The organism is Paenibacillus sp. PvR133, assembly GCF_017833155.1.
GTDB classification, from domain to species: Bacteria; Bacillota; Bacilli; order Paenibacillales; family Paenibacillaceae; genus Paenibacillus; species Paenibacillus polymyxa_B.
In genome coordinates this window covers 3,103,590-3,122,496 of the sequence record NZ_JAFIBS010000001.1, presented here as the reverse complement: position 1 = coordinate 3,122,496, position 18,907 = coordinate 3,103,590, and the positions used below count along the sequence as shown (strand labels likewise).

Annotated in this window: 17 protein-coding genes; 7 read left to right on the top strand and 10 right to left on the bottom strand. The window is 48.2% G+C overall.

Features of this window, described 5'->3' with window-relative positions:
- Positions 1 to 8: 8 nt before the first annotated feature.
- Positions 9 to 932 carry a phosphate ABC transporter substrate-binding protein PstS family protein gene (locus tag JOE49_RS13760; RefSeq protein ID WP_025722004.1) on the bottom strand — a complete coding sequence of 308 codons (924 nt, stop codon included), beginning with the start codon at positions 930 to 932 and terminating at the stop codon, positions 9 to 11.
- A gap of 207 nt (positions 933 to 1,139) precedes the next feature.
- Between JOE49_RS13760 and JOE49_RS13755 the strand changes: the two genes are divergently transcribed.
- On the top strand, positions 1,140 to 2,036 hold the full coding sequence (locus JOE49_RS13755; protein ID WP_160789319.1) for a LysR family transcriptional regulator: 897 nt from the start codon (positions 1,140 to 1,142) through the stop codon (positions 2,034 to 2,036).
- A gap of 97 nt (positions 2,037 to 2,133) precedes the next feature.
- Here the strand turns inward: JOE49_RS13755 and pyk are convergent, their stop codons facing one another.
- The 6 genes from pyk to JOE49_RS13725 all read right to left on the bottom strand — a co-directional run bounded on the left by pyk (position 2,134) and on the right by JOE49_RS13725 (position 10,429).
- A complete protein-coding gene (gene pyk, locus JOE49_RS13750; RefSeq protein ID WP_023987907.1) occupies positions 2,134 to 3,564 on the bottom strand; it encodes a pyruvate kinase in 1,431 nt (476 codons plus the stop codon).
- A 125-nt stretch (positions 3,565 to 3,689) separates the two neighbouring features.
- Positions 3,690 to 4,673: an acetyl-CoA carboxylase carboxyltransferase subunit alpha gene (locus JOE49_RS13745; protein WP_023987906.1), complete on the bottom strand. Its 984-nt coding sequence runs from the start codon at positions 4,671 to 4,673 to the stop codon at positions 3,690 to 3,692.
- On the bottom strand, positions 4,674 to 5,567 hold the full coding sequence (gene accD, locus JOE49_RS13740) for an acetyl-CoA carboxylase, carboxyltransferase subunit beta (protein WP_013309586.1): 894 nt from the start codon (positions 5,565 to 5,567) through the stop codon (positions 4,674 to 4,676). It abuts the gene before it with no gap.
- Positions 5,568 to 5,747: 180 nt separating this feature from the next.
- Positions 5,748 to 5,936 (bottom strand): hypothetical protein, encoded by a 189-nt coding sequence (locus tag JOE49_RS13735; protein ID WP_013309585.1) that lies wholly within the window; start codon positions 5,934 to 5,936, stop codon positions 5,748 to 5,750.
- A gap of 153 nt (positions 5,937 to 6,089) precedes the next feature.
- Complete coding sequence (locus JOE49_RS13730; protein ID WP_023987905.1) at positions 6,090 to 6,587, bottom strand: phosphatidylglycerophosphatase A family protein; 498 nt, start codon at positions 6,585 to 6,587, stop codon at positions 6,090 to 6,092.
- A gap of 167 nt (positions 6,588 to 6,754) precedes the next feature.
- Positions 6,755 to 10,429, bottom strand: a complete 3,675-nt coding sequence (locus tag JOE49_RS13725) for a DNA polymerase III subunit alpha (protein ID WP_209941550.1) — start codon at positions 10,427 to 10,429, stop codon at positions 6,755 to 6,757.
- A gap of 137 nt (positions 10,430 to 10,566) precedes the next feature.
- On the opposite strand from JOE49_RS13725, the gene JOE49_RS13720 reads away from it, so the two are divergent.
- Positions 10,567 to 10,896, top strand: coding sequence for a YtrH family sporulation protein (locus JOE49_RS13720; protein WP_013309582.1), 330 nt, complete (start codon positions 10,567 to 10,569; stop codon positions 10,894 to 10,896).
- 12 nt (positions 10,897 to 10,908) lie between these two features.
- Positions 10,909 to 11,406, top strand: a complete 498-nt coding sequence (locus JOE49_RS13715) for a sporulation membrane protein YtrI (protein ID WP_023987904.1) — start codon at positions 10,909 to 10,911, stop codon at positions 11,404 to 11,406.
- 44 nt (positions 11,407 to 11,450) lie between these two features.
- On the opposite strand, the gene JOE49_RS13710 is transcribed toward JOE49_RS13715, so the two are convergent.
- From JOE49_RS13710 to JOE49_RS13700, 3 genes are all read right to left on the bottom strand, one after another.
- On the bottom strand, positions 11,451 to 12,785 hold the full coding sequence (locus JOE49_RS13710) for a DRTGG domain-containing protein (RefSeq protein ID WP_013309580.1): 1,335 nt from the start codon (positions 12,783 to 12,785) through the stop codon (positions 11,451 to 11,453).
- 196 nt (positions 12,786 to 12,981) lie between these two features.
- The gene (locus JOE49_RS13705; protein WP_013309579.1) at positions 12,982 to 13,266 is read right to left on the bottom strand and encodes a hypothetical protein; all 285 of its coding nucleotides are present in this window, start codon (positions 13,264 to 13,266) and stop codon (positions 12,982 to 12,984) included.
- A gap of 72 nt (positions 13,267 to 13,338) precedes the next feature.
- Complete coding sequence (locus JOE49_RS13700; RefSeq protein ID WP_013309578.1) at positions 13,339 to 13,683, bottom strand: YlbF/YmcA family competence regulator; 345 nt, start codon at positions 13,681 to 13,683, stop codon at positions 13,339 to 13,341.
- Positions 13,684 to 13,845: 162 nt separating this feature from the next.
- Here JOE49_RS13700 and JOE49_RS13695 point away from each other — a divergent pair, with 162 nt between their 5' ends.
- Genes JOE49_RS13695 through JOE49_RS13680 form a run of 4 tightly spaced genes read left to right on the top strand, consistent with a single transcriptional unit; the run spans position 13,846 to position 18,903 of the window.
- Positions 13,846 to 15,216, top strand: coding sequence for a YheC/YheD family endospore coat-associated protein (locus JOE49_RS13695; RefSeq protein WP_023987902.1), 1,371 nt, complete (start codon positions 13,846 to 13,848; stop codon positions 15,214 to 15,216).
- 43 nt (positions 15,217 to 15,259) lie between these two features.
- The gene (locus JOE49_RS13690) at positions 15,260 to 16,414 is read left to right on the top strand and encodes a YheC/YheD family endospore coat-associated protein (protein ID WP_069080141.1); all 1,155 of its coding nucleotides are present in this window, start codon (positions 15,260 to 15,262) and stop codon (positions 16,412 to 16,414) included.
- Between the two features lie 12 nt (positions 16,415 to 16,426).
- Entirely contained in the window at positions 16,427 to 17,797 is a 1,371-nt protein-coding gene (locus tag JOE49_RS13685) for a YheC/YheD family endospore coat-associated protein (RefSeq protein ID WP_013309575.1), read from the top strand.
- Complete coding sequence (locus tag JOE49_RS13680) at positions 17,794 to 18,903, top strand: YheC/YheD family endospore coat-associated protein (protein WP_053325093.1); 1,110 nt, start codon at positions 17,794 to 17,796, stop codon at positions 18,901 to 18,903. Before JOE49_RS13685 ends, JOE49_RS13680 begins: the two co-directional genes overlap by 4 nt.
- The last annotated feature ends 4 nt before the right edge of the window (positions 18,904 to 18,907 follow it).

Sequence of the window (18,907 nt, the reverse complement as noted above, 5' to 3'; positions counted from 1 at the left end):
GACTCTCCTTATTTCGTGATATTACCATCAGCATCACGTTTCACTTGCATACCTGCTACTGGAATGTATCCCAAGTCTACGACATCCGTTTTTTGGATTTCATCTGACAGAATGTAGTCAAGGAATGCTTTTACATGCTCTTTTGGCTCACCTTTAGTGTACATATGCTCGTAAGCCCATACTGGATATTTACCTTGTTCTACATTTTCAACGTTAGCTTCAACGCCATCATATTTCAAAGTAGTTACTGTGTTGTCGATGTAGGACAGAGCCAGATAACCAATCGCACCCGGTGTTTCAGCAATCAGCTTTTTCACAGTACCGGAGGAATCTTCTTGAATGGAGCCCGGCAGATCTTCCGTTTTTTGTCCCAATGCGTATTTTTCAAATGTTGCACGAGTACCGGAGCTGCTTGGACGGTTTACGATAACGATTTTTTGATCTGCACCGCCAACTTCTTTCCAGTTCGTGATTTTACCTGTAAAGATTTGTACCAATTGATCTTTTTTCAGGTCTGTAACGCCTACTTTAGGATTCGCTACCGCTGACATGGCTACAACAGCTACTTGGTGATCGACCAGTTCATCTGCGCCGCTCTCCAGTTTTTCTTTTGCAAACACGTCGGAGTTACCGATGTCCGCTTGTCCGCCGGAAACTTGAGTCAAGCCAGTACCGCTACCGCCGCCCTGTACTTGAACTGCAATGCCTTTATATTTATCGACAGCCATAAATTTTTGTCCCGCTTGCTCTACCAATGGTTGAAGTGCAGTGGAGCCAACAGCCAGAATATTTCCTGTCAGTTCAGCAGCTGCTTTATTGTCTGTTCCTGTAGCAGCTTCTCCTTGTGGTGCAGCATTGTTACCTGATCCGCAAGCAGCAAGTGCAAATACCATGGTGAGAGTCATCAGAATGAACGGCCATTTTTTCAACATTTTTTATTGTCCTCCCCTTAGTTAAGTGACGGTTTTTTATTTATGACCATCAACACTTTTACATTGTAGGCCTGGAATGTTAGACGAACGACGTGGTTTTGTAAAACAAATATAAAATATTGATAGATAAATTATTTTTCGGTATATAATTAATCTATAGTTTGAAATTCACATATGAATGACATATAAGGAGAGCTGCTGGATTCCATGAATATTCTAAAATTGCGTATCTTGATGCTGATCGACAAATTCCATAAGGCGACGGATGTGGCCGAAGCTTTGCAAGTCAAACAACCTACCGTCAGCTTTCATATGAAAAGCTTGGAAAAGGAAATGGGTGTTTCCCTATTCTCTCTTCAACAAGGCAGGATTATGCTAACGGAAGCTGGAAAAAAATTATTACCTTACGCAAAGCAGATCATCTCTCTGGAGCAAGAAGCTAGACAAGCTGTAGATGAACTGACAGAAGAGTCACAGGGTCAATTACATCTGAGTGCAGAGTCGATATCAGGTACGTATCTCCTCCCCACTTTGATGGCTAAGTTTGCTCAACGATATCCAGATTGTCGTATTCAGTTGGAGATTCAATCCCCGGATGCCATTAAGCAGCTACTGAAACAGGGAGAAATTGATTTTGCTTTTCTCGACGATAGAGATTCTCTTTCAGAGTATACGGTGGCAGAGCCAGTGGCTTCAGATCAAGTAGGAGTTATCCGTTCTGCATCTGCACTTGCACCTGCATCCATATCAGAGGAGTTCGATGGACCCGATATGCTGGACAAGCACACATGGGTGAAATATAGCGGTTCATCAGTTGTAGATCAGTATTCCTCGCTAGTTAAGCCTCATCTGGAAATCAACTCTTGGGAAGCGGTAAAGCAAGTCGTAAGCGGCGGAGAAGCGCTTGCCTTCTTTCCTGCAAGTGGAGTCGATAATAATGAAAATGCTGTTCCCTCGGTGGAATGGCTTCCTTATCCCGAGGCTGATAACAAAAGGAGTCATTATCAAATAAACATCGTGTACCAACAAGATACACACATGAACTTGACGCAACAGGCATTCCTTGATTTCATACGACGAGAAGGACTGGAAATGAAAAGCTAGAGAACATAAAAAAGAGCATCCAAGTCTTATTGACTTGAATGCTCTTTTGCTTGTTGTAACGAATACATACAGCCTCGGTATTATTTCGAGACTTTAATTACGCTTGTGCTGGAACGCAGCTAATTTTGATCAGGTTCGTAGAACCGGAATCACCAAGAGGTACGCCCGCAGTAATCACAACCAAATCGCCCTCTTTAACGAGGCCAGATTTGCGACCGCCTTCCAGCGCATTGTCAAACAGACTATCTGTTGTGTCAACGACTGGTCTGCCTTGTACTGCATGTACACCCCAGATCAGAGCCAAACGGCGAACTGTTCTTTCCTGTGTTGTAACAGCAACAATCGGAGCTTCAGGACGGTATTTAGAAATCATACGCGCCGTTGTTCCGCTTTGTGTGGACGTCAAAATCGCTTTAGCATGCAGGTCAAGTGCAGAAATAGAAACGGATTGGCTGATTGCTTCTGTAATACTAATTTCTTGAGCTGTTCTTTGTTTTTTGAACAAATCACGGTAGTTCAAAGAAGACTCAGCTTTTTCTGCAATACGTGACATCGTCAATACGGATTCTACCGGATATTTACCCGCAGCTGTTTCGCCGGACAGCATAATTGCGTCTGTTCCGTCAAAAATAGCATTCGCCACGTCACTTGCTTCCGCACGAGTCGGACGCGGGTTACGTTGCATGGAATCCAGCATTTGTGTTGCCGTAATAACAGGCTTGCCAGCTACATTACATTTGTTAATCATCAATTTTTGCGCCAGAGGCACTTCTTCAGCAGGAATTTCCACACCAAGGTCACCACGAGCAACCATCAGGCCATCCGAAGCTTCCAAAATTTCATCCAGGTTGTCAACACCTTGCTGATTTTCTATTTTGGAGATGATTTGAATATGACTTGCGTTGTGTTTCGCCAGCAATTCGCGGATTTCCAGCACATCACTTGCTTTACGAACAAAGGAAGCCGCGATGAAATCAATGTCCTGCTCAATACCGAAAATGATATCATTAGCATCTTTTTCCGTAATACCAGGCAAAGAAATAGCGACGCCTGGAACGTTAACGCCCTTCTTGCTCTTGATCGTTCCGCCATTAACAATGCGGCATTTGATTTCAGTGCCTGATACTTCAATAACGGTGAGTCCGATCAGACCATCGTCGATCAGAATGGTGGAGCCGGGCTCCACGTCCGAGGGAAGATCTTTGTACGTAATAGAAATACGATCTTGCGTACCGAGAATTTCTTCCGTTGTCAGCGTAATGAACTCGTCCTGAACAAGCTCAATAGGTTCAACTTCGAGCTTTCCTGTCCGGATTTCCGGCCCCTTCGTATCGAGCAAAATAGCAACGTTCTTGTTAAGCTCCTTACAAGCTTGACGGATGTTTTTAATCCGGTTGCCATGCTCCTCGAAATCACCGTGAGAGAAATTCAGGCGGGCTACGTTCATACCAGCCAAAATCAGTTTCTTCACATTTTCCAATGACTCACTGGAAGGACCGATGGTACATACAATCTTAGTTTTGCGCATTTGGGTTTTTCCTCCGTTTTCAAAGGTGCTACTCTTTATATCTTTTTCCAACAATTAAATCTACTACACTTTTTCCTATTTGTATAGGAAGTTCGTCATATTTATTGTTACCCGTTTACAGCGTATTACAACATAGGCTCAGATTCCGAAGACTTCAAGAAGGTGTATTGACCTATTTTCCGGAATTTTTGATACCGATCTTCCCTCAATTCATCGCAGCTCATATTCGTAAGGTCTGCCAAATGACGTTCCAATAGCTCCTTGATTGCGGCAGCGGTCACTTCATAGTTACGATGCGCGCCCCCTTTCGGCTCCGGCACAATATCCTCGATAATTTCCATGCGCAGGAGGTCATTAGCCGTGATCTTCATGGCTTCAGCTGCCTGATCGGCCTTGGAAGCATCTTTCCATAGAATCGAGGCAGCACCGTTTGGAGAAATGGCCGAATAAATGGCATGTTCCAGCATCAGCACACGGTTACCAACTGCAAACGCAAGCGCACCGCCGCTTCCACCCTCGCCGATGACCACACAAATAACAGGCACCGAAAGCTTTGCCATCTCCCGCAAGTTGCGGGCAATCGCTTCCGATTGACCTCTCTCCTCTGCTGTATTACCCGGATAAGCGCCCTTCGTATCAATGAATGTAATAATAGGGCGTTTGAATTTATCAGCCTGCTGCATCAGACGCAAGCCTTTACGAAATCCTTCCGGATGAGCACTACCAAAGAAACGTGCAATGTTATCTTTCGTATCCTTACCACGCTGTTGACCAATGACGGTCACCGGAATACCATTTAGCTTGGCAATTCCACCCACAACCGCCAGATCGTCTCCAAACAAGCGGTCGCCGTGTAATTCAATAAAGTCCGTAAACACCTGCTCAATCAGATCAAGAGACGTTGGTCTTTGATGATGACGGGCCAAATGCATTTTTTGTGGTGCTGTAATGTTCGAATATATTTCTTCTTCCATCTCGAGATAACGGTCCTCGAGACGGTTGATTTCATCTGTAAAATCAATTTGCTTATCCTGTCCGAATTGCTTGAGTTCTTCGATCTTCTGTCGCATCTCGACCAGGGGCTTTTCATAAGGCAATTCACCAGCCATCTATTCCACCCCTTTCACACTGTGCAGATCAAGCAGTTGCCCGAGGGTATCACGCAGTTCCTTGCGGTGTACAACCATATCCAATTGTCCGTGCTGCAAATTAAATTCGGATGTTTGAAAATCATCCGGCAACTTCTGTCTGATTGTCTGTTCAATTACAATACGCCCTGCAAAGCCGAATACAGCTCCTGGCTCCGCAATATTAATATCTCCAAGCGTAGCAAAGCTGGCGGATACTCCGCCTGTAGTCGGGTCGGTGATAACAGAAATATAGAGCAAGCCCTGCTCATCCAGACGAGCAAGAGCAGCACTTGTTTTGGCCATCTGCATCAAGCTTAAAATACTTTCCTGCATACGTGCCCCGCCAGAAGTTGAGAAAATAATTAGCGGCAGACGCTTGTCTATTGCTTGCTCAATGGCGCGTGTAATTTTCTCTCCTACGACCGAACCCATACTGCCAGTAAAAAAGTCAAAGCTCATCACAGCAACGACAACAGGATGTCCATAAATAAGGCCGTCGCCTGTAACGACAGCCTCTCGCAAGCCAGATTTCAGGGTCTGTTGCTCCAGCTTGCTCGCATATCCCGGAAAGTCCAGCGGGTCAACCGAAATCATATCTGCATCATATTCCGTAAACGTGTCTTCGTCGAGCACCATGCGAATGCGATCCATTGCATTCAAACGCATATGGTATCCGCACACCGGACACACTTTCAAATTTTTCTCTAGTTCTTTGCTGTATTGAATACTTCCGCACTTGCCACATTTGGTCATAAGACCTTCGGGAATTTCCCGTTTGGGACGATCCGGCATGTCCGCTTGATCGCCGCTCAGCGCCCGTTCCGAAGGGATGGTCGCGTATTTACGCTTCTTTTGGAATAAATCTTTAAACACAACTACACCTCTCCAGCCGTTTATTTGTCAGCCGTAACCGATACAAGGTCCTCTGCCGTCTATGCGGCACCTCTAAGCATTATGTTCATACACACGTCAACGCCTGTTACTAAAACATTACCGCCGATCGTGCATCCTTTGTTCCACTCATGCTGCTGTATCACTTCCGCCGTTCCGGACTCAAGGGCGCAAAATCGAATTAAGCACTTCCTGTATTTCTTCGACTTCACCCGAAGGCACAAGTATCTCAAACTGTTGCTTGGATGCGCTGATGGCCCGGGCCTGCACCATAAAACCTTCTTCAGACAGTTTGAGCTTAATCATGTCAGCCAGTCTGGCCGTCGGTGCAATATAAATCACCGTCCACATGCCTTGTTTCTACCCCCTAAGCCTCAAGTTTTGAGCCCATATAATAGACTCATGATAACATACCTTACTTTTTTCCCGCAACAAAAGCCCTCCTGATCATTCAAGTTCCGTCGGAGGGCCTAGAAAATCATCAACTCTGTCCACACAGGTCAATTAAGCGTCCAATGATGCAGGATAATGCTTAGCATGGAGGCTCCGATGTGCAATGCGCGAAGAAGCAGCGGCAGCCAGTCCGGCGACAAGATCGTCTAAAAACACATGAATACCACTGCCTTTTTGGTTCAGCTGTTCAATAATCCCCGTCTTTTCCTTATCCAGATAACCAAAACTGGTTAAGCCGATCATACCGTACACACTCGTAATTCCAAGAGCCAATGTCTCGTCCACTCCGTACAGCGGTTCGTCAGCCTCCATAATGGCTTGCAATGGCTGGGGGAGAAGTTTTTTTTCGGCCAGTTCATCAAGCGCAATACCTGTGAGCAACGTATATTGAACCTCGCGCTTTTGCAAAACCGCTTTGACACTGTCTATACATTCTTCCATCGTCAAATGAGGATAATATTTTAGCTGAAGCTGAAAAACAATGTCCGCAATGGACTCGATCCGAATGCCTCTGCGATTTAACAAAGTTTCTGCATATTCATAGGACATAATTTCCCTCCCGCTTTCACCGTGCAGTTCTATTCTTTCACCGTACGGGACCTTATGGTGCAGGGTACGTGTTGAATCTCCTGTTCCGCCAGTTTTCCAAGTGTATGCGGGAGGGAAGGAAAATGTTCATTAAACTGTTACAATAAGGGCGGTTTGCTGTGTGCCTATCATTTGACTCTCACCGCGCCTTCACCCAACATCGACTCCATTTGATCAAAAAGCTGAGGAGAAGGCTTAATGTTGTAAGCATCGCTCAACGCCAGCAGACGCTGGTTGCTCTCATAAAAAAGTACGGTAGGCATAGCACCGGGATGCTCCTGTAGCAGTGCCTTGAGACTGACCAGCAAGCTGGCGTCCTCCTCGGCATGGCGGGTGATTTTGACAAACACCCGCTGACGAGTGGTCGACTCCACGCTGCGCGGGCCCGGCACCTGCTCACCGCGAGCCGCTTCGGCTCCGCGCGGTGAAGTAGCCGTCACAGGACGGGCCGCCTTCGGTTGAGGCGAAGCAGATGCAGTGGCTGTCGAAGGCGGAGACGACATACGCGACGCTCTCCCACCCGGGCCGCCAGCAGCAGGGCCAGCAGCTGGCACGGATGTTCCAGGGGCGGACGAGCGCGTACTGGCACGTCGGCGCTGGAGGAGCCGTGCCAGCGAGTCTTCCGCCAGCGGGGCGGTCTCATCCGCAAGGAGCTTGAAGTGCTCGTCCTGCTGCTGCATCTTGGCTCGAAGCGTAAGCAAAGCTCCCTTTTCAATCCACTGCTGGCTTCGCTTCCATACCTCAGGAAACAGCACAACCTCACAGCGCTCAATCTGATCCTCCAGCTCAATAAAGGCCATAGCCTTACCCTGCTTGGTCGTAATCGTTTTGAGTGACACTACCATGCCTGCAGTCACAACAACCGTTTCATCGGGGACATCGCCCAGCTCCATCAAACGATCCGCCTCGCTGCTTTCCAACAGCGACTCAAAATCATCCAACGGATGCCCCGATAAATACAGTCCCAGCAGTTCACGTTCCAGCTCTAATTGCTGGCTGGTACTAAATTGGGGTACATTTGGATATTCGATATCCCAATTGGGCATTTCCACAAAACCAAACATATCAATTTGCAAGTCATCCCGTTCCTTGCGCCATTTGACGGCTGCATCCACCGTTTCATCCAGCATGGCAAGCAACTGTGCCCGATGACCCGTCAACGAATCAAAAGCCCCTGCCTGAATAAGCGATTCAATTACTCTCTTATTACATACCCGCAAATCGACACGTCGACAAAAATCGAGCAGGCTGTCGAAAGGCCGTTCCTTGCGAACAGCGAGAATGCTCTCCATCGCCTGTGTGCCGACATTTTTAATCGCAGCCAAGCCGAAGCGGATGCCTCCCTGCTGTAACGGAGTAAACAGCACCCCGCTCTCATTCACATCAGGTGGCAACACTGCGATATCCATACGACGGCATTCGACAACATATTCAGCCACTTTTCGATGACTTCCCATCACCGCTGTCAGCATTGAAGCCATAAATTGTACCGGATAATGGGCCTTTAAATAAGCCGTCTGAAATGCTAGCACACCATAAGCAGCTGCATGGGCACGCGGGAAGCCGTAGTCAGCAAAACGGACAATCATATCGTAAACCCTTCCGGCCTCCTCCTCCGTGTATCCCTGCTTGATACTGCCTTCGACAAAATGCCCGCGCTCCAGATCCAGCACTTCGCGCTTTTTCTTGGACACAGCCCGGCGCAACAGATCGGCTTCTCCCAGGGAAAAACCCGCCATGCGCGAAGCAATCTGCATGATTTGCTCCTGATACACAATAATACCGTACGTGTCCTTTAAGATCGGTTCCAGGTCAGGATGCGGATAAGAAATCTCAATCTGACCATGTTTGGCCTGTATAAAGTTAGGAATAAATCCCATCGGGCCCGGACGATACAAAGCCAGGACAGAAATGATATCCTCGAATACACTCGGCTTCAAATCCTTGAGTACCCGGCGTACACCAGCCGACTCCAGCTGGAATACGCCTCCTGTATCTCCTTTGCCTAGCAAGTCATAGGTATGTGGATCATTATCGGGAATACGGCTAAAATCAGGCGTTTCTCCATGGTCTTCCGCAATCCAGTGTATGCACCGTTCAATAATGGAGAGTGTACGCAGCCCAAGGAAATCCATTTTAAGCAAACCAATGCGCTCTAGATTTTCCATCGAGTACTGCGTCAAAGGTACCCCTTCACTCCCCTCTTGAAGCGGAACCGCATCGGTCAATGGAGTCCGCGAAATGACAACACCTGCTGCATGTGTCGAAGCATGACGAGGCATTCCTTCAACCTTGATCGCCATATCCAGCAGTTCACGTGTCTTGGGCTTCGTTTCATATAGCGTTTTCAGCTCCGGGGTAATTTCCAACGCATGACGGATATTAATGCCTAGCTGCGCCGGAATCAGCTTGGCTGCCTTGTCCACCTCGCCATATGGCACGTTCAATACACGACCGACGTCACGGACAGCGGCTCTTGCCGCCAGCGTTCCAAAGGTAATAATTTGCGCTACATGCTCATTTCCGTACTTTTGTACTACATAGTCGATAACCTCGTCACGCCGTTCATCACTAAAATCAATATCTATATCCGGCATACTAATTCGTTCGGGATTCAGAAACCGTTCAAAGAGCAGGTTGTATTTCATCGGATCGACATTCGTGATGTTAAGCACATAGGCAACCAAACTGCCTGCTGAGGAACCCCGCCCCGGTCCCGTTGCTATCTTATGCTTATGAGCGAAGGCAATAAAATCCCATACAATCAGGAAATAATCGCTGAAACCCATACTGTCAATGGTATTTAACTCATAGTTTAGCCGTTGGTTCAGCCTTTCCCGTTCTTCCGGCTGCTCCCATCCGGGATCGCTTCCATAGCGATGCTCCAGCCCTTGCACGCACAAATTGCGTAAATAGGACGAAGAGGTCATTCCTTCCGGCAGCGGACGATATTCAGGCAAAATGGATTGACCGAATTCCAGCTCCAGTTCGCATTTTTCAGCAATACGCACCGTGTTGGCGATGGCTTCTGCCACATGCGGGAATAAACGAGCCATATCCTCCTGACTTTTCAGATACAACTGACGTGTTGGTATACGCAAGCGCTCCTCATCGTCAACTGTCTTCCCTGTCCCGATACAGATCAGAACGTCCTGCACGTCTGCATCTGGCTCGGTCAAGTAATGCACGTCATTCGTCGCCACCAGTGGAATATCCAGTTCCTTCGCCAGTGCGATCAAGAGAGGATTTACGCGTTTTTGCTCCGAGAGACCATGATCCTGGAGTTCCAGATAAAAATCATCGCCAAAAATGTTACGATATCGCTCCGCTGCTCGTCGTGCTTCGGCTTCCCGACCATGCAGTAAATGCTGCGGCACTTCACCGCCCAAACAAGCGCTCAGGCATATGATACCTTCATGATGGGCAGCCAAAGCCTCCATGTCGATGCGCGGCTTGTAGTGAAAGCCCTCCAAATGGCCGATGGAGCACAGCTTCATCAGATTTTGATAGCCTGTTTTATTTTTGGCGAGCAAAATTAAATGATATATGGGCTGATCCTTCCGGCTGCCACGCTCCTTGCGCGATCCTGCCGTCATATAGGCCTCACACCCGATAATCGGCTTAATGCCGTTTTCTACACACGCTCTATAAAAAGGAATGGCACCGTACATGACCCCGTGATCTGTAAGGGCCAGCGCCTTCATTCCGTAAGCTGATGCCTGTTTGACCAACTCCGCGGTACGAGCCGCGCCGTCCAGCAGGCTGTACTCGCTATGAACATGCAAATGCACAAATGAACTCATGCGCTTCTCTTCCTTTCACCGCTTGATTTTCTTCAAACTATTTTATCATATCCGCGTTAGTAGCGCCCATAGAATAAAAGTACAGACCTCGGCGGACAAGCGCGGTCCTGATTCGTATTCCTAAGGAGGAAAAGAGCATGAGCACTTTTATATCCAAAGCGATTCTCGACTTCTTCATTGCCTTCGGCATCGTGCTCGGGGGAGCCATGCTCGGCGGAATGGGAGCTGTGGTATCGCTTCAGCCGCCTACCCAGACGATGCTGGAGGTTGCTGGAAGAATTAAAATATGGGCGCTTGCCGCTGCTGTGGGGGGGACGATGGACCCGATCCGGGTCATTGAAAGCAATATGTTAGATGGTAATTTGTCACCTGCCATTAAGCAGATATTGTATTTGATTTTCGCCTTTTTAGGCGCTCATATGGGTGCAGAGCTGGTCAAGTGGGTATGCGGCAACGGACGACCGTGAGGTGAAACGACTATGAGAGTCCCCCCTTTTGAGCGCCTGCGCCCTTTTATGCAATTATCCTCCGTCTTTGTACTCGGTATGATTACGGGAGGAATGATCTACAATGCCATCTGGCATGCCAGCTTCAATCAGCTATGGACGAACAACCAGGATCTTCAATTCCAGCTCCAGCAAGCCGAGGAGGACAACAAAACATTGCGCAAATACAGCAAGCGCCAAACCGTTGTCAAAGAGATCAAGCTGATTCCGGAGGAAGCTTCGGCCGAAAAAATTGATTCTATTAACCTAAAGGAACTTCTGCGCCGTGTCAGTCGTGATCTGGAGGTGCTGCGTGGCAGAGATATGTTTGAGATTGACTCTGACAGCAAGCTGGTACGTATGTTGCTGCACCAAAAAAAATACACCGTTCGTGACAAGGAGTATACGATCCAGGTCAAAACGATGCTTGTAATGGAAGGTGTGCTGCAAATTTGGCTGGAAGCAAAAGAAAGATTGCCTGAAAGCCACTAAGTCGATCTATTCGCCTTCACACCTTGCTCCAATCCATTGGTAGACTAACCATGTTCAATGGATTGAAGCGTCATCACTGCTTTGCATACCAAATGATTTTCCCGTGAAATTGCAATTTCTAGCTTGCAGGTACGGCGACTCATCTCAAGCAACAACGGACGAAGAACGACAGCATCCTCTATCTGTACGGGTCTAATAAAATAAGTCGTTAAATTGTCCAGCACATAATCCTTGCCGGTCATGTCTCTAGCTGCCCGGTAGCCCGCTTGTGTCATCACGTTGACCAGTACGCCTTCCGAGATCGTACCTAAATTGGTCGCCATTTGCGGAATGATAAAACCGCGGAAAAATAACGATCCATCCTCATTACGCTCTTCAGCAAACCCGTTCCAGATCAACTGGTCGAACGTCTCGCCAAGTTGTGGCTGCTTTTGGGCGTTACGCAGTGCCTCCAGCACCTCACGCCGTGTAACGGACCCGAGCAGCTTGCGGTTGCGGTCCACGACCGGCAAGTAATCCACACCTTCCCACGCCATCATTTGCGCGGCTGAAGCCAGCGAGGTCTGGTAAGTGACCGTTATCGGATTGCGGATCAGACATTTATCCATCGTATGCTCAGGTTGAAGCCCCTCCACATCTTTGCGGCTGACGATACCAATTAAACGATTCCATTCATCCACTATTGCAAAATGATGATGTCCAGTCGTCACCGAAAGTTCTTCAAACTCGGTAAGCGTGCTGTTGATTTTCAAGGTCAACGTTTTCGGTTTGCCTGCCGCAATGTCTTCAATCAGCATAATTTTCTTTTTGATCAAGCGGTCAAATATGGCTCTATTAATCATAGATGCCACTGTAAAAGTATCATGGCGTGAGGAAATAATCGGCAGACTGATCTTGTCTGCGAGCTGCTTAACCTCTCGGCTCGTACCGAATCCCCCTGTAATCAGCACACCTGCCCCCTGCTCCAATGCAAGTGAATGCGCATCCTCACGGTTACCTACGATCAGCAAACTGCCTGCGTCAATATAACGGGCCATAGCTTCCTCTCGCATCGCCCCAATAACATACTTGTGCAAGGGCTTCTCCAGCCCCTCACTTCCGCCCAGCACATGTCCCTCTACAATATTCACGACATCTGCAAAGGTCAGCTGCTCGGACAAGCCGCGCGGACGCTTCTCTACTCGTACTGTTCCGATCCTTTCCTTGGTAATGACAATTCCCAGATTCTCGGCTTCCTTCACGGCCCGATAGGCCGTTCCTTCGCTGACGCTCATTTCTTTAGCCAACCTGCGCACAGAAATTTTGGAGCCTATTTTCAACTGCTCGATATGTCGCAATAGCTGCTCATGCTTCGTAACTGTTTCATCTAGCCCGTCCAACTCTGTTACACCCCCAACGTTCAATCTGTATCATTCTGTATCTATTATAGCACAAAATCCCTTTATTTTAGACCTTTGTTCATTTTGAGTTTTCTGCTTCGGAAATAGCAAAAAAGCGATCCCCTCTATTACAAGGACCGCTTCTTACTATGATTGATTTGTATCTGGGGGCAAGCCCAGGACAAGCTAAAAAAACTCACTGCATGCTACCTTTGTCAGCTTTTTTATCCCATTTCATCTGCCACTGCTGCATTTTGGCCCGCCGCACACGCTCCAGCGTTTTGCGCTTTTCCTCATCCACACCCAGCAAAAAATGCATGTTCGCCCCGATGACTAGCAGCGCAAAAAGTACCCATACTATTCCAAAGCCGTTGACCCAGTTCAAACCGCCTGCAAGCGAGATGCGTGGTAACGCAACCAAGACCATAGCCAGCGCAATCAGTGTGTACAAACCGTGTTTCCATTTTTTAAAAGAACCCAATCGTATCCCTTCCTCTCCCTGTGACTCTATGTATCTAGTCTATGAGAGGACAGGAAGGAATATGAGACAAACTTACAGAGATGAACCGTACAAATCTTGAAGACTGTCTGCAATAATTTTGTTAACATCCTCAATAATCACGCTCAAGCGGCGTTCAGCGTCGAACAAGCGTCGGATGTTGAGGTTCAAGCTAAGTACCTCAAACAGCTTCTCCATCTTTTCCATCTCTTCCTGTGCTGGCATATCGCCGCTCATCATCCGTTGCTGTACTTCCATTTGGCGTTCACGGAAATCGTCGAGCATTTTCTTAGCTTCTGGATCGGTTTCGATCAGCTTCATCGCTGACGTAATTTCCTCTACCTCTTTGCTTTCCTTCAATGCTTTCGCTAAATCATGGGCTTTGTCATAGATGTTCATGATTGTTTATTCCTCCAATACAAGTTTAGTGTCAACATTTCACATTGTCCGTCAATCACCAAGGGATATATGTCCTCATATGATGAATCAGTGCTATTACAGCCCATTCACGTTTCCCGTTACTTTCAAGACATCAAGTTGCTGCCCGGAAGGAGATCCACGATGTCCATCAAAAAAACAACGATTCAAATCATCGGATCGGGCATCTTGCAGGATGACGTACTCATGGTCGGCGAGTCCCTGCTTCGCAAATGGAAAATATCCGCTGGCCACCCCGTTCAGCTCGCCTTCGGTTCGTTCCGCCAAGAGGTTACCGTCATATCGGTGCCCCGCTACAGCGGCCTACGTGTGGGAAGCGTGCTAGCCCGAAAAATGGGGCTTCATGCCAATTGTGATCTGCGAGTAACCTACAGCCGAGGTCGCCGGACACTTCGAGTGGGCCCACTTATTAGCGTGCTGGTCAGTCGGGACTATCCCGAACAGCCCGACAAGCCTTTCGGGTCGATCACCCTGTTCTGCCGTGAACTAGTCGGGGAATGCCGCAGACAAGGAGCATATGTGTATTTTTTCACCCCGGAGCATATCGGAAGTCAGCCCGGGCGAGTTCAGGGATGGGTGTATGACGGAGGCTGGAAAAAGACGGTCATGCCCGCCGGCGATGTCGTCAATAACCGTCTTACCTCCCGTAAACTCGAGAACAGAACTAGCGTACAGCATTTCATGAAAGAAGTAAAATCGCAGTACGGCACGACCATTTTTAACGAAAAGTTTCTGGATAAGAATGAAGTATTTGATGCGCTTAAATCAAATTCTTCCCTGCGCAAGTATTTACCCGAGTCCCACTTGCTGCAAACCTTTGCTGTTTTCAAAAAAATGTGCAACCAGTATCCCGCTGTTTTTCTCAAGCCAGTGCGCGGAAGCTTGGGTAAAGGCATAATGCGCATTAACAAGCAAACCGATGGTACCTTTTCGGTGTTATCCACAACAGCGGGCACGCCCCGCAAGCAAACGTATGCCAACGTAGATAAGCTGTACAAAAGCTTAGCGGGAAAAATGAAAACAACACGCTTTCAACTCCAACAGGGACTTACCTTGATTGATCACGGTAAGCGTCCGGTCGACTTTCGTGCGCTTGTACAGAAAAATTCGTCCGGAACCTGGACCGTAACATCCATTGTCGCCCGGATCGCTGGAGGAAGCCACTTTGTGTCCAATCTGGCAAGAGGCGGCACGCTGAGCACAGTCAAGGAAGCACTTGCCAAAACCACGCTGCCCGCAACCGTTAAATCGAATGGGCATACCTCTCTGAAAACAGCAGCACTGGATATCGCAAGCGGAGTGGAAAAAGAAATTCCCGCCCATTTCGCGGAATTTGGTATTGATCTGGCAATAGATAGCACAGGGCGCATCTGGTTGCTGGAGGTCAATTCTAAGCCATCAAAGAATGACAACACGCCGTTAAATGATCAGAAAACTCGCCCGTCCGTTAAAAAAATGATTGAATACTGCTGTTATTCAGCCGGCTTCAAATGAATTCATCTCTTCCAGAGTCTGGCTGCCAAAGGAGCTGTTGTCGGTGTCTCTTGTTGTGCCAGGTACGCTGGGCGTGCTTGTTAGCCGGAATCAGGCCGTCACTCCCCCTATTACCGAAGCCGATTTTTGCCGCAGGCTAAGTCTGTTGGGCAGGCGCTCTGGTCTTAGCGTAATGGCGTTTACCGCCGAAGGAGTCTCACCTGAAGATCACTCCATACGAGGTTATGTTTATCGTAACGGAGTATGGACATCCGGCCGCTTTCCGTTGCCGGACATTGTGTATAACCGCTGTCTCCATGTCCACGAGAGCCAGAATGTCAGGCGCACACTGGAAGACATGGCGGAGCAAAAATCGCGCAAGCTCATCTACTGGTCGCGTAACTTACCTGGCAAATGGCAGGTGTATCGCGCTTTGCATGCGGTAGATAAAGTGCGTCCCTTTGTGCCGCCTACGGCGCCTTACCGGGACACGACTCAGCTTGTGGAATGGCTACGACGCCATTCGGAGCTGTTTATGAAGCCACAGACCGGAACACATGGCAAGAGCACACTGTATCTCCGGCTGGCAGAAGGAGGGCAGGGACTACTTGTACAGGGTAGAGACTCCCGTAACCGCCCGTTCCGGCGCTCGTTTTCCGAATTGGATGCAGGATTGTCATGGATCCACGGAATTGCACACAAACGCGCTTATATCGTGCAGCCTTATTTGAAATTAACAAGCCAAAGCAATCATCCCTTTGATGTTCGCGCACTCATGCAAAAGGATGGCAACGGCTATTGGTGCCTGACGGGCTTTGCCGTAAGAGAAGGCAGAAAAGGAACCCTGACTTCTAATCTGCACGGTGGAGGCGAAGCCCATCCTGCTGAGCCTTACCTTCGTGAACAATTTGGCGCGGACACCACGCGTCTCATCATCAGGCAGATGATGACGCTGTCCTTGACCATTACCAGGGCGCTGGAGGAACGTTATGGCCGCCTTGGCGAGTTGGGAATTGATTACGGTATTGACCGGATCGGGAACATCTGGCTATTGGAGGTTAATTCCCGACCTGGGCGGGCCTCCTTTTTTCAGACCCGTCAGCCAGAGTGCGCTTTCCAGTCGGTCAACCGCCCGCTCGAATATGCTCGATATTTAATGACCCATTCCAAAGCGACAGGGCCAAAGGGCGCGGACGCCTCCCTTGAACATACGGTATAGGAGGATAAACAGATGAGTTTAACGCATTGCAATGTGCATTTCTCACAGCAGCCCGACAAGGTGGCGTATATATCCACTGCCTTGTTGAAAAGCCTTAAATTATCCGGAGCCAAGTCCGTTCGTCTGCGGCTCGGTAAGGATCAGATCCCCGCTACAGTAAAACCAATTCAGAAGGCGGGACGCCATCTATACTTGACCTCCGGCTTACGTAACGCAATCCGTGTTCCCAAAAGCGGGTCCATCTATTTGCGAAATCTGGATGGTGATATACAGCTAGGGCCGTTGATTGGCGTGCTGTCTGACGGTACCACCTCCACCACTCGCCCTTTCGGATCACGCACAGGCTTTATTAAGCAACTGCTGAAGGAAGGTAGCAAAAAATCGTATATTTTTGCCTTCACCCCTCGGGATATCAACTGGCAAAATGATACGATTAACGGCTATTTTCTGTCATCCAGCGGGGAATTCACACGTAAACTTGTACCTTTGCCAGACGTGATCTATAATCGTTTGCCGAGCCGTCGCTCTGATTTTTCCCCGGCGATCAATCAACTACGCGAACGCTTTTCCCGCAAACGAATTCCCTTCTTTAACTGGAGCTTTTTCAATAAGTCCGATATCTATAATCTGCTGGAGAATAACCCAGATGTTAACCGCTATGTCCCTGAATCATACACGAATCCCAGCTCTGAACGTATCCGAAGTATGCTGGAGCGACATCAATTTGCTTATTACAAGCCAAGTGGAGGCAGTCTCGGTAAAGGAATCTACCGTCTGTCCCATGTTCCCAAGCAAGGATATTATGTGAGGTACCGTAAGAAAAATAGCAATGTATTGCTAAAATTCACCTCTTTTAACTCCATGCTCAGGATGCTTCACTCCAATCAGGGACAGATGCTAAAGGGTTATGTCATTCAACAGGGCATCCAGCTGATCGAGATTGACAATTGCCCGATTGATTTCCGGTTTCACATGCATAAAAATGGAAATAACCAGTGGGTCGTTGTCGGCATTGGAGCTAAAAAATCCGGACGTGGCAGTGTCACAACCCATATCAAAAATGGTGGCTCCCTTATGACACCTGAACAGGCGTTGAACCGGGTATTCGGAGACCGGGCGGGTGAAGTGCTTCAACGTGCCAAGAACGTAGCAGTTACGCTCGCTGAAGCCATTGAACACCACCACCAGCATCTACTGGGTGAAATCGGCTTTGATCTGGGCATTGATCAGGATGAAAAGGTATGGATGTTTGAAGCCAACTCCAAGCCAGGCCGATCCATTTTTCAGCATCCATCGTTGCGTGCGGAGGGTAAAGCATCCGTGGAGCATATTTTGGACCACTGTCTTTACCTCAGTAAATTCCGCAGAAAAGAGGAACTATGAATACCCGGGCGGAGCATAAGCCAGTCGTTGCTGTATTGACAGTGCACGACGAAGGGCAATTTTTCAAGGGCAATCAGCGCAATTTCAGGGATATTCTTGAAACGGGAACACGGATGGGATATCAGGTGTACATTGTTACCGTCAGGGACCTGAAACTGGCAGATGAGACGGTTAAGGGCTATGTCTTCAACAAGAGCTTACAGACGTGGGAGGAACAGAATTTCCCACCTCCACAGGTCATTTATAATCGCATCCCAAACCGTAATTATGAACTTAAAACCTCTGTGCGCACAAAGTTGGATGAAATTTCACATGCCTCAGGCATTGAACTGTACAATCCAGGCTTTTTTAACAAATGGGAACTGTTCAAGTGGTTGCGTACCTCGGAAACCACTCGTCAGCTTGTTCCGGCAACCAAACGGTTAAGCAACCTGTCTTCATTAGGAAAAATGCTGTCTGCGTATCCATACCTGTATCTCAAGCCGGAAAACGGTAAGGCCGGAAAAGGGATTATGATTCTTAAATTCCACCCAGACCATCTCATGGCTTACAGACTGACCATTCAGCATGACAAAAAAAGTGTAACCTACAAATCTGTATCGCTATCCCGGCTGTGGGGACGTATCCGCCGGGAAGCAGGCAACTCGCCTTATATCATTCAACAGGGTATCGATCTGGCAACCTATCAGAAAAAACCCTTCGACCTGCGTATCCTGGTACAAAAAAATATCCGTGGCTCCTGGAGTATAACCGGGGTCGGTGCCAGACTGGCGGGTAAAGGGAGCATCACCACACATGTCCCGCGTGGCGGGAGTGTAGAGGACCCGTTCAAGCTACTGTCCTCGCTGTTTGGGCCTGAGGACAGCACGGATCTACTGAACAAAGTTAAAAGTACGGCCATACAGATTGCACGTCAAATTGAACGCGCATCCGGTCTTTCTCACGGCGAAATGTCCATGGATTTGGGCGTGGATACGCTCGGAACACTCTGGTTTTTTGAGGCCAATGCCAAACCGATGAAATTTGACGAGCCGGAAATCCGCCAAAAGTCGCTTAGACGCATATTCCAGTACAGCTCCTTTTTGGCCGGACGATTGAAATCATGATCAA

Bases quoted from the DNA above. Each gene is read 5' to 3' on its own strand.
- JOE49_RS13760 (WP_025722004.1), bottom strand. From the start codon at position 932: ATGTTGAAAAAATGGCCGTTCATTCTGATGACTCTCACCATGGTATTT.
- JOE49_RS13755 (WP_160789319.1), top strand. From the start codon at position 1,140: ATGAATATTCTAAAATTGCGTATCTTGATGCTGATCGACAAATTCCAT.
- pyk (WP_023987907.1), bottom strand. From the start codon at position 3,564: ATGCGCAAAACTAAGATTGTATGTACCATCGGTCCTTCCAGTGAGTCA.
- JOE49_RS13745 (WP_023987906.1), bottom strand. From the start codon at position 4,673: ATGGCTGGTGAATTGCCTTATGAAAAGCCCCTGGTCGAGATGCGACAG.
- JOE49_RS13735 (WP_013309585.1), bottom strand. From the start codon at position 5,936: ATGTGGACGGTGATTTATATTGCACCGACGGCCAGACTGGCTGACATG.
- JOE49_RS13730 (WP_023987905.1), bottom strand. From the start codon at position 6,587: ATGTCCTATGAATATGCAGAAACTTTGTTAAATCGCAGAGGCATTCGG.
- JOE49_RS13725 (WP_209941550.1), bottom strand. From the start codon at position 10,429: ATGAGTTCATTTGTGCATTTGCATGTTCATAGCGAGTACAGCCTGCTG.
- JOE49_RS13720 (WP_013309582.1), top strand. From the start codon at position 10,567: ATGAGCACTTTTATATCCAAAGCGATTCTCGACTTCTTCATTGCCTTC.
- JOE49_RS13715 (WP_023987904.1), top strand. From the start codon at position 10,909: ATGAGAGTCCCCCCTTTTGAGCGCCTGCGCCCTTTTATGCAATTATCC.
- JOE49_RS13700 (WP_013309578.1), bottom strand. From the start codon at position 13,683: ATGAACATCTATGACAAAGCCCATGATTTAGCGAAAGCATTGAAGGAA.
- JOE49_RS13695 (WP_023987902.1), top strand. From the start codon at position 13,846: ATGTCCATCAAAAAAACAACGATTCAAATCATCGGATCGGGCATCTTG.
- JOE49_RS13685 (WP_013309575.1), top strand. From the start codon at position 16,427: ATGAGTTTAACGCATTGCAATGTGCATTTCTCACAGCAGCCCGACAAG.
- JOE49_RS13680 (WP_053325093.1), top strand. From the start codon at position 17,794: ATGAATACCCGGGCGGAGCATAAGCCAGTCGTTGCTGTATTGACAGTG.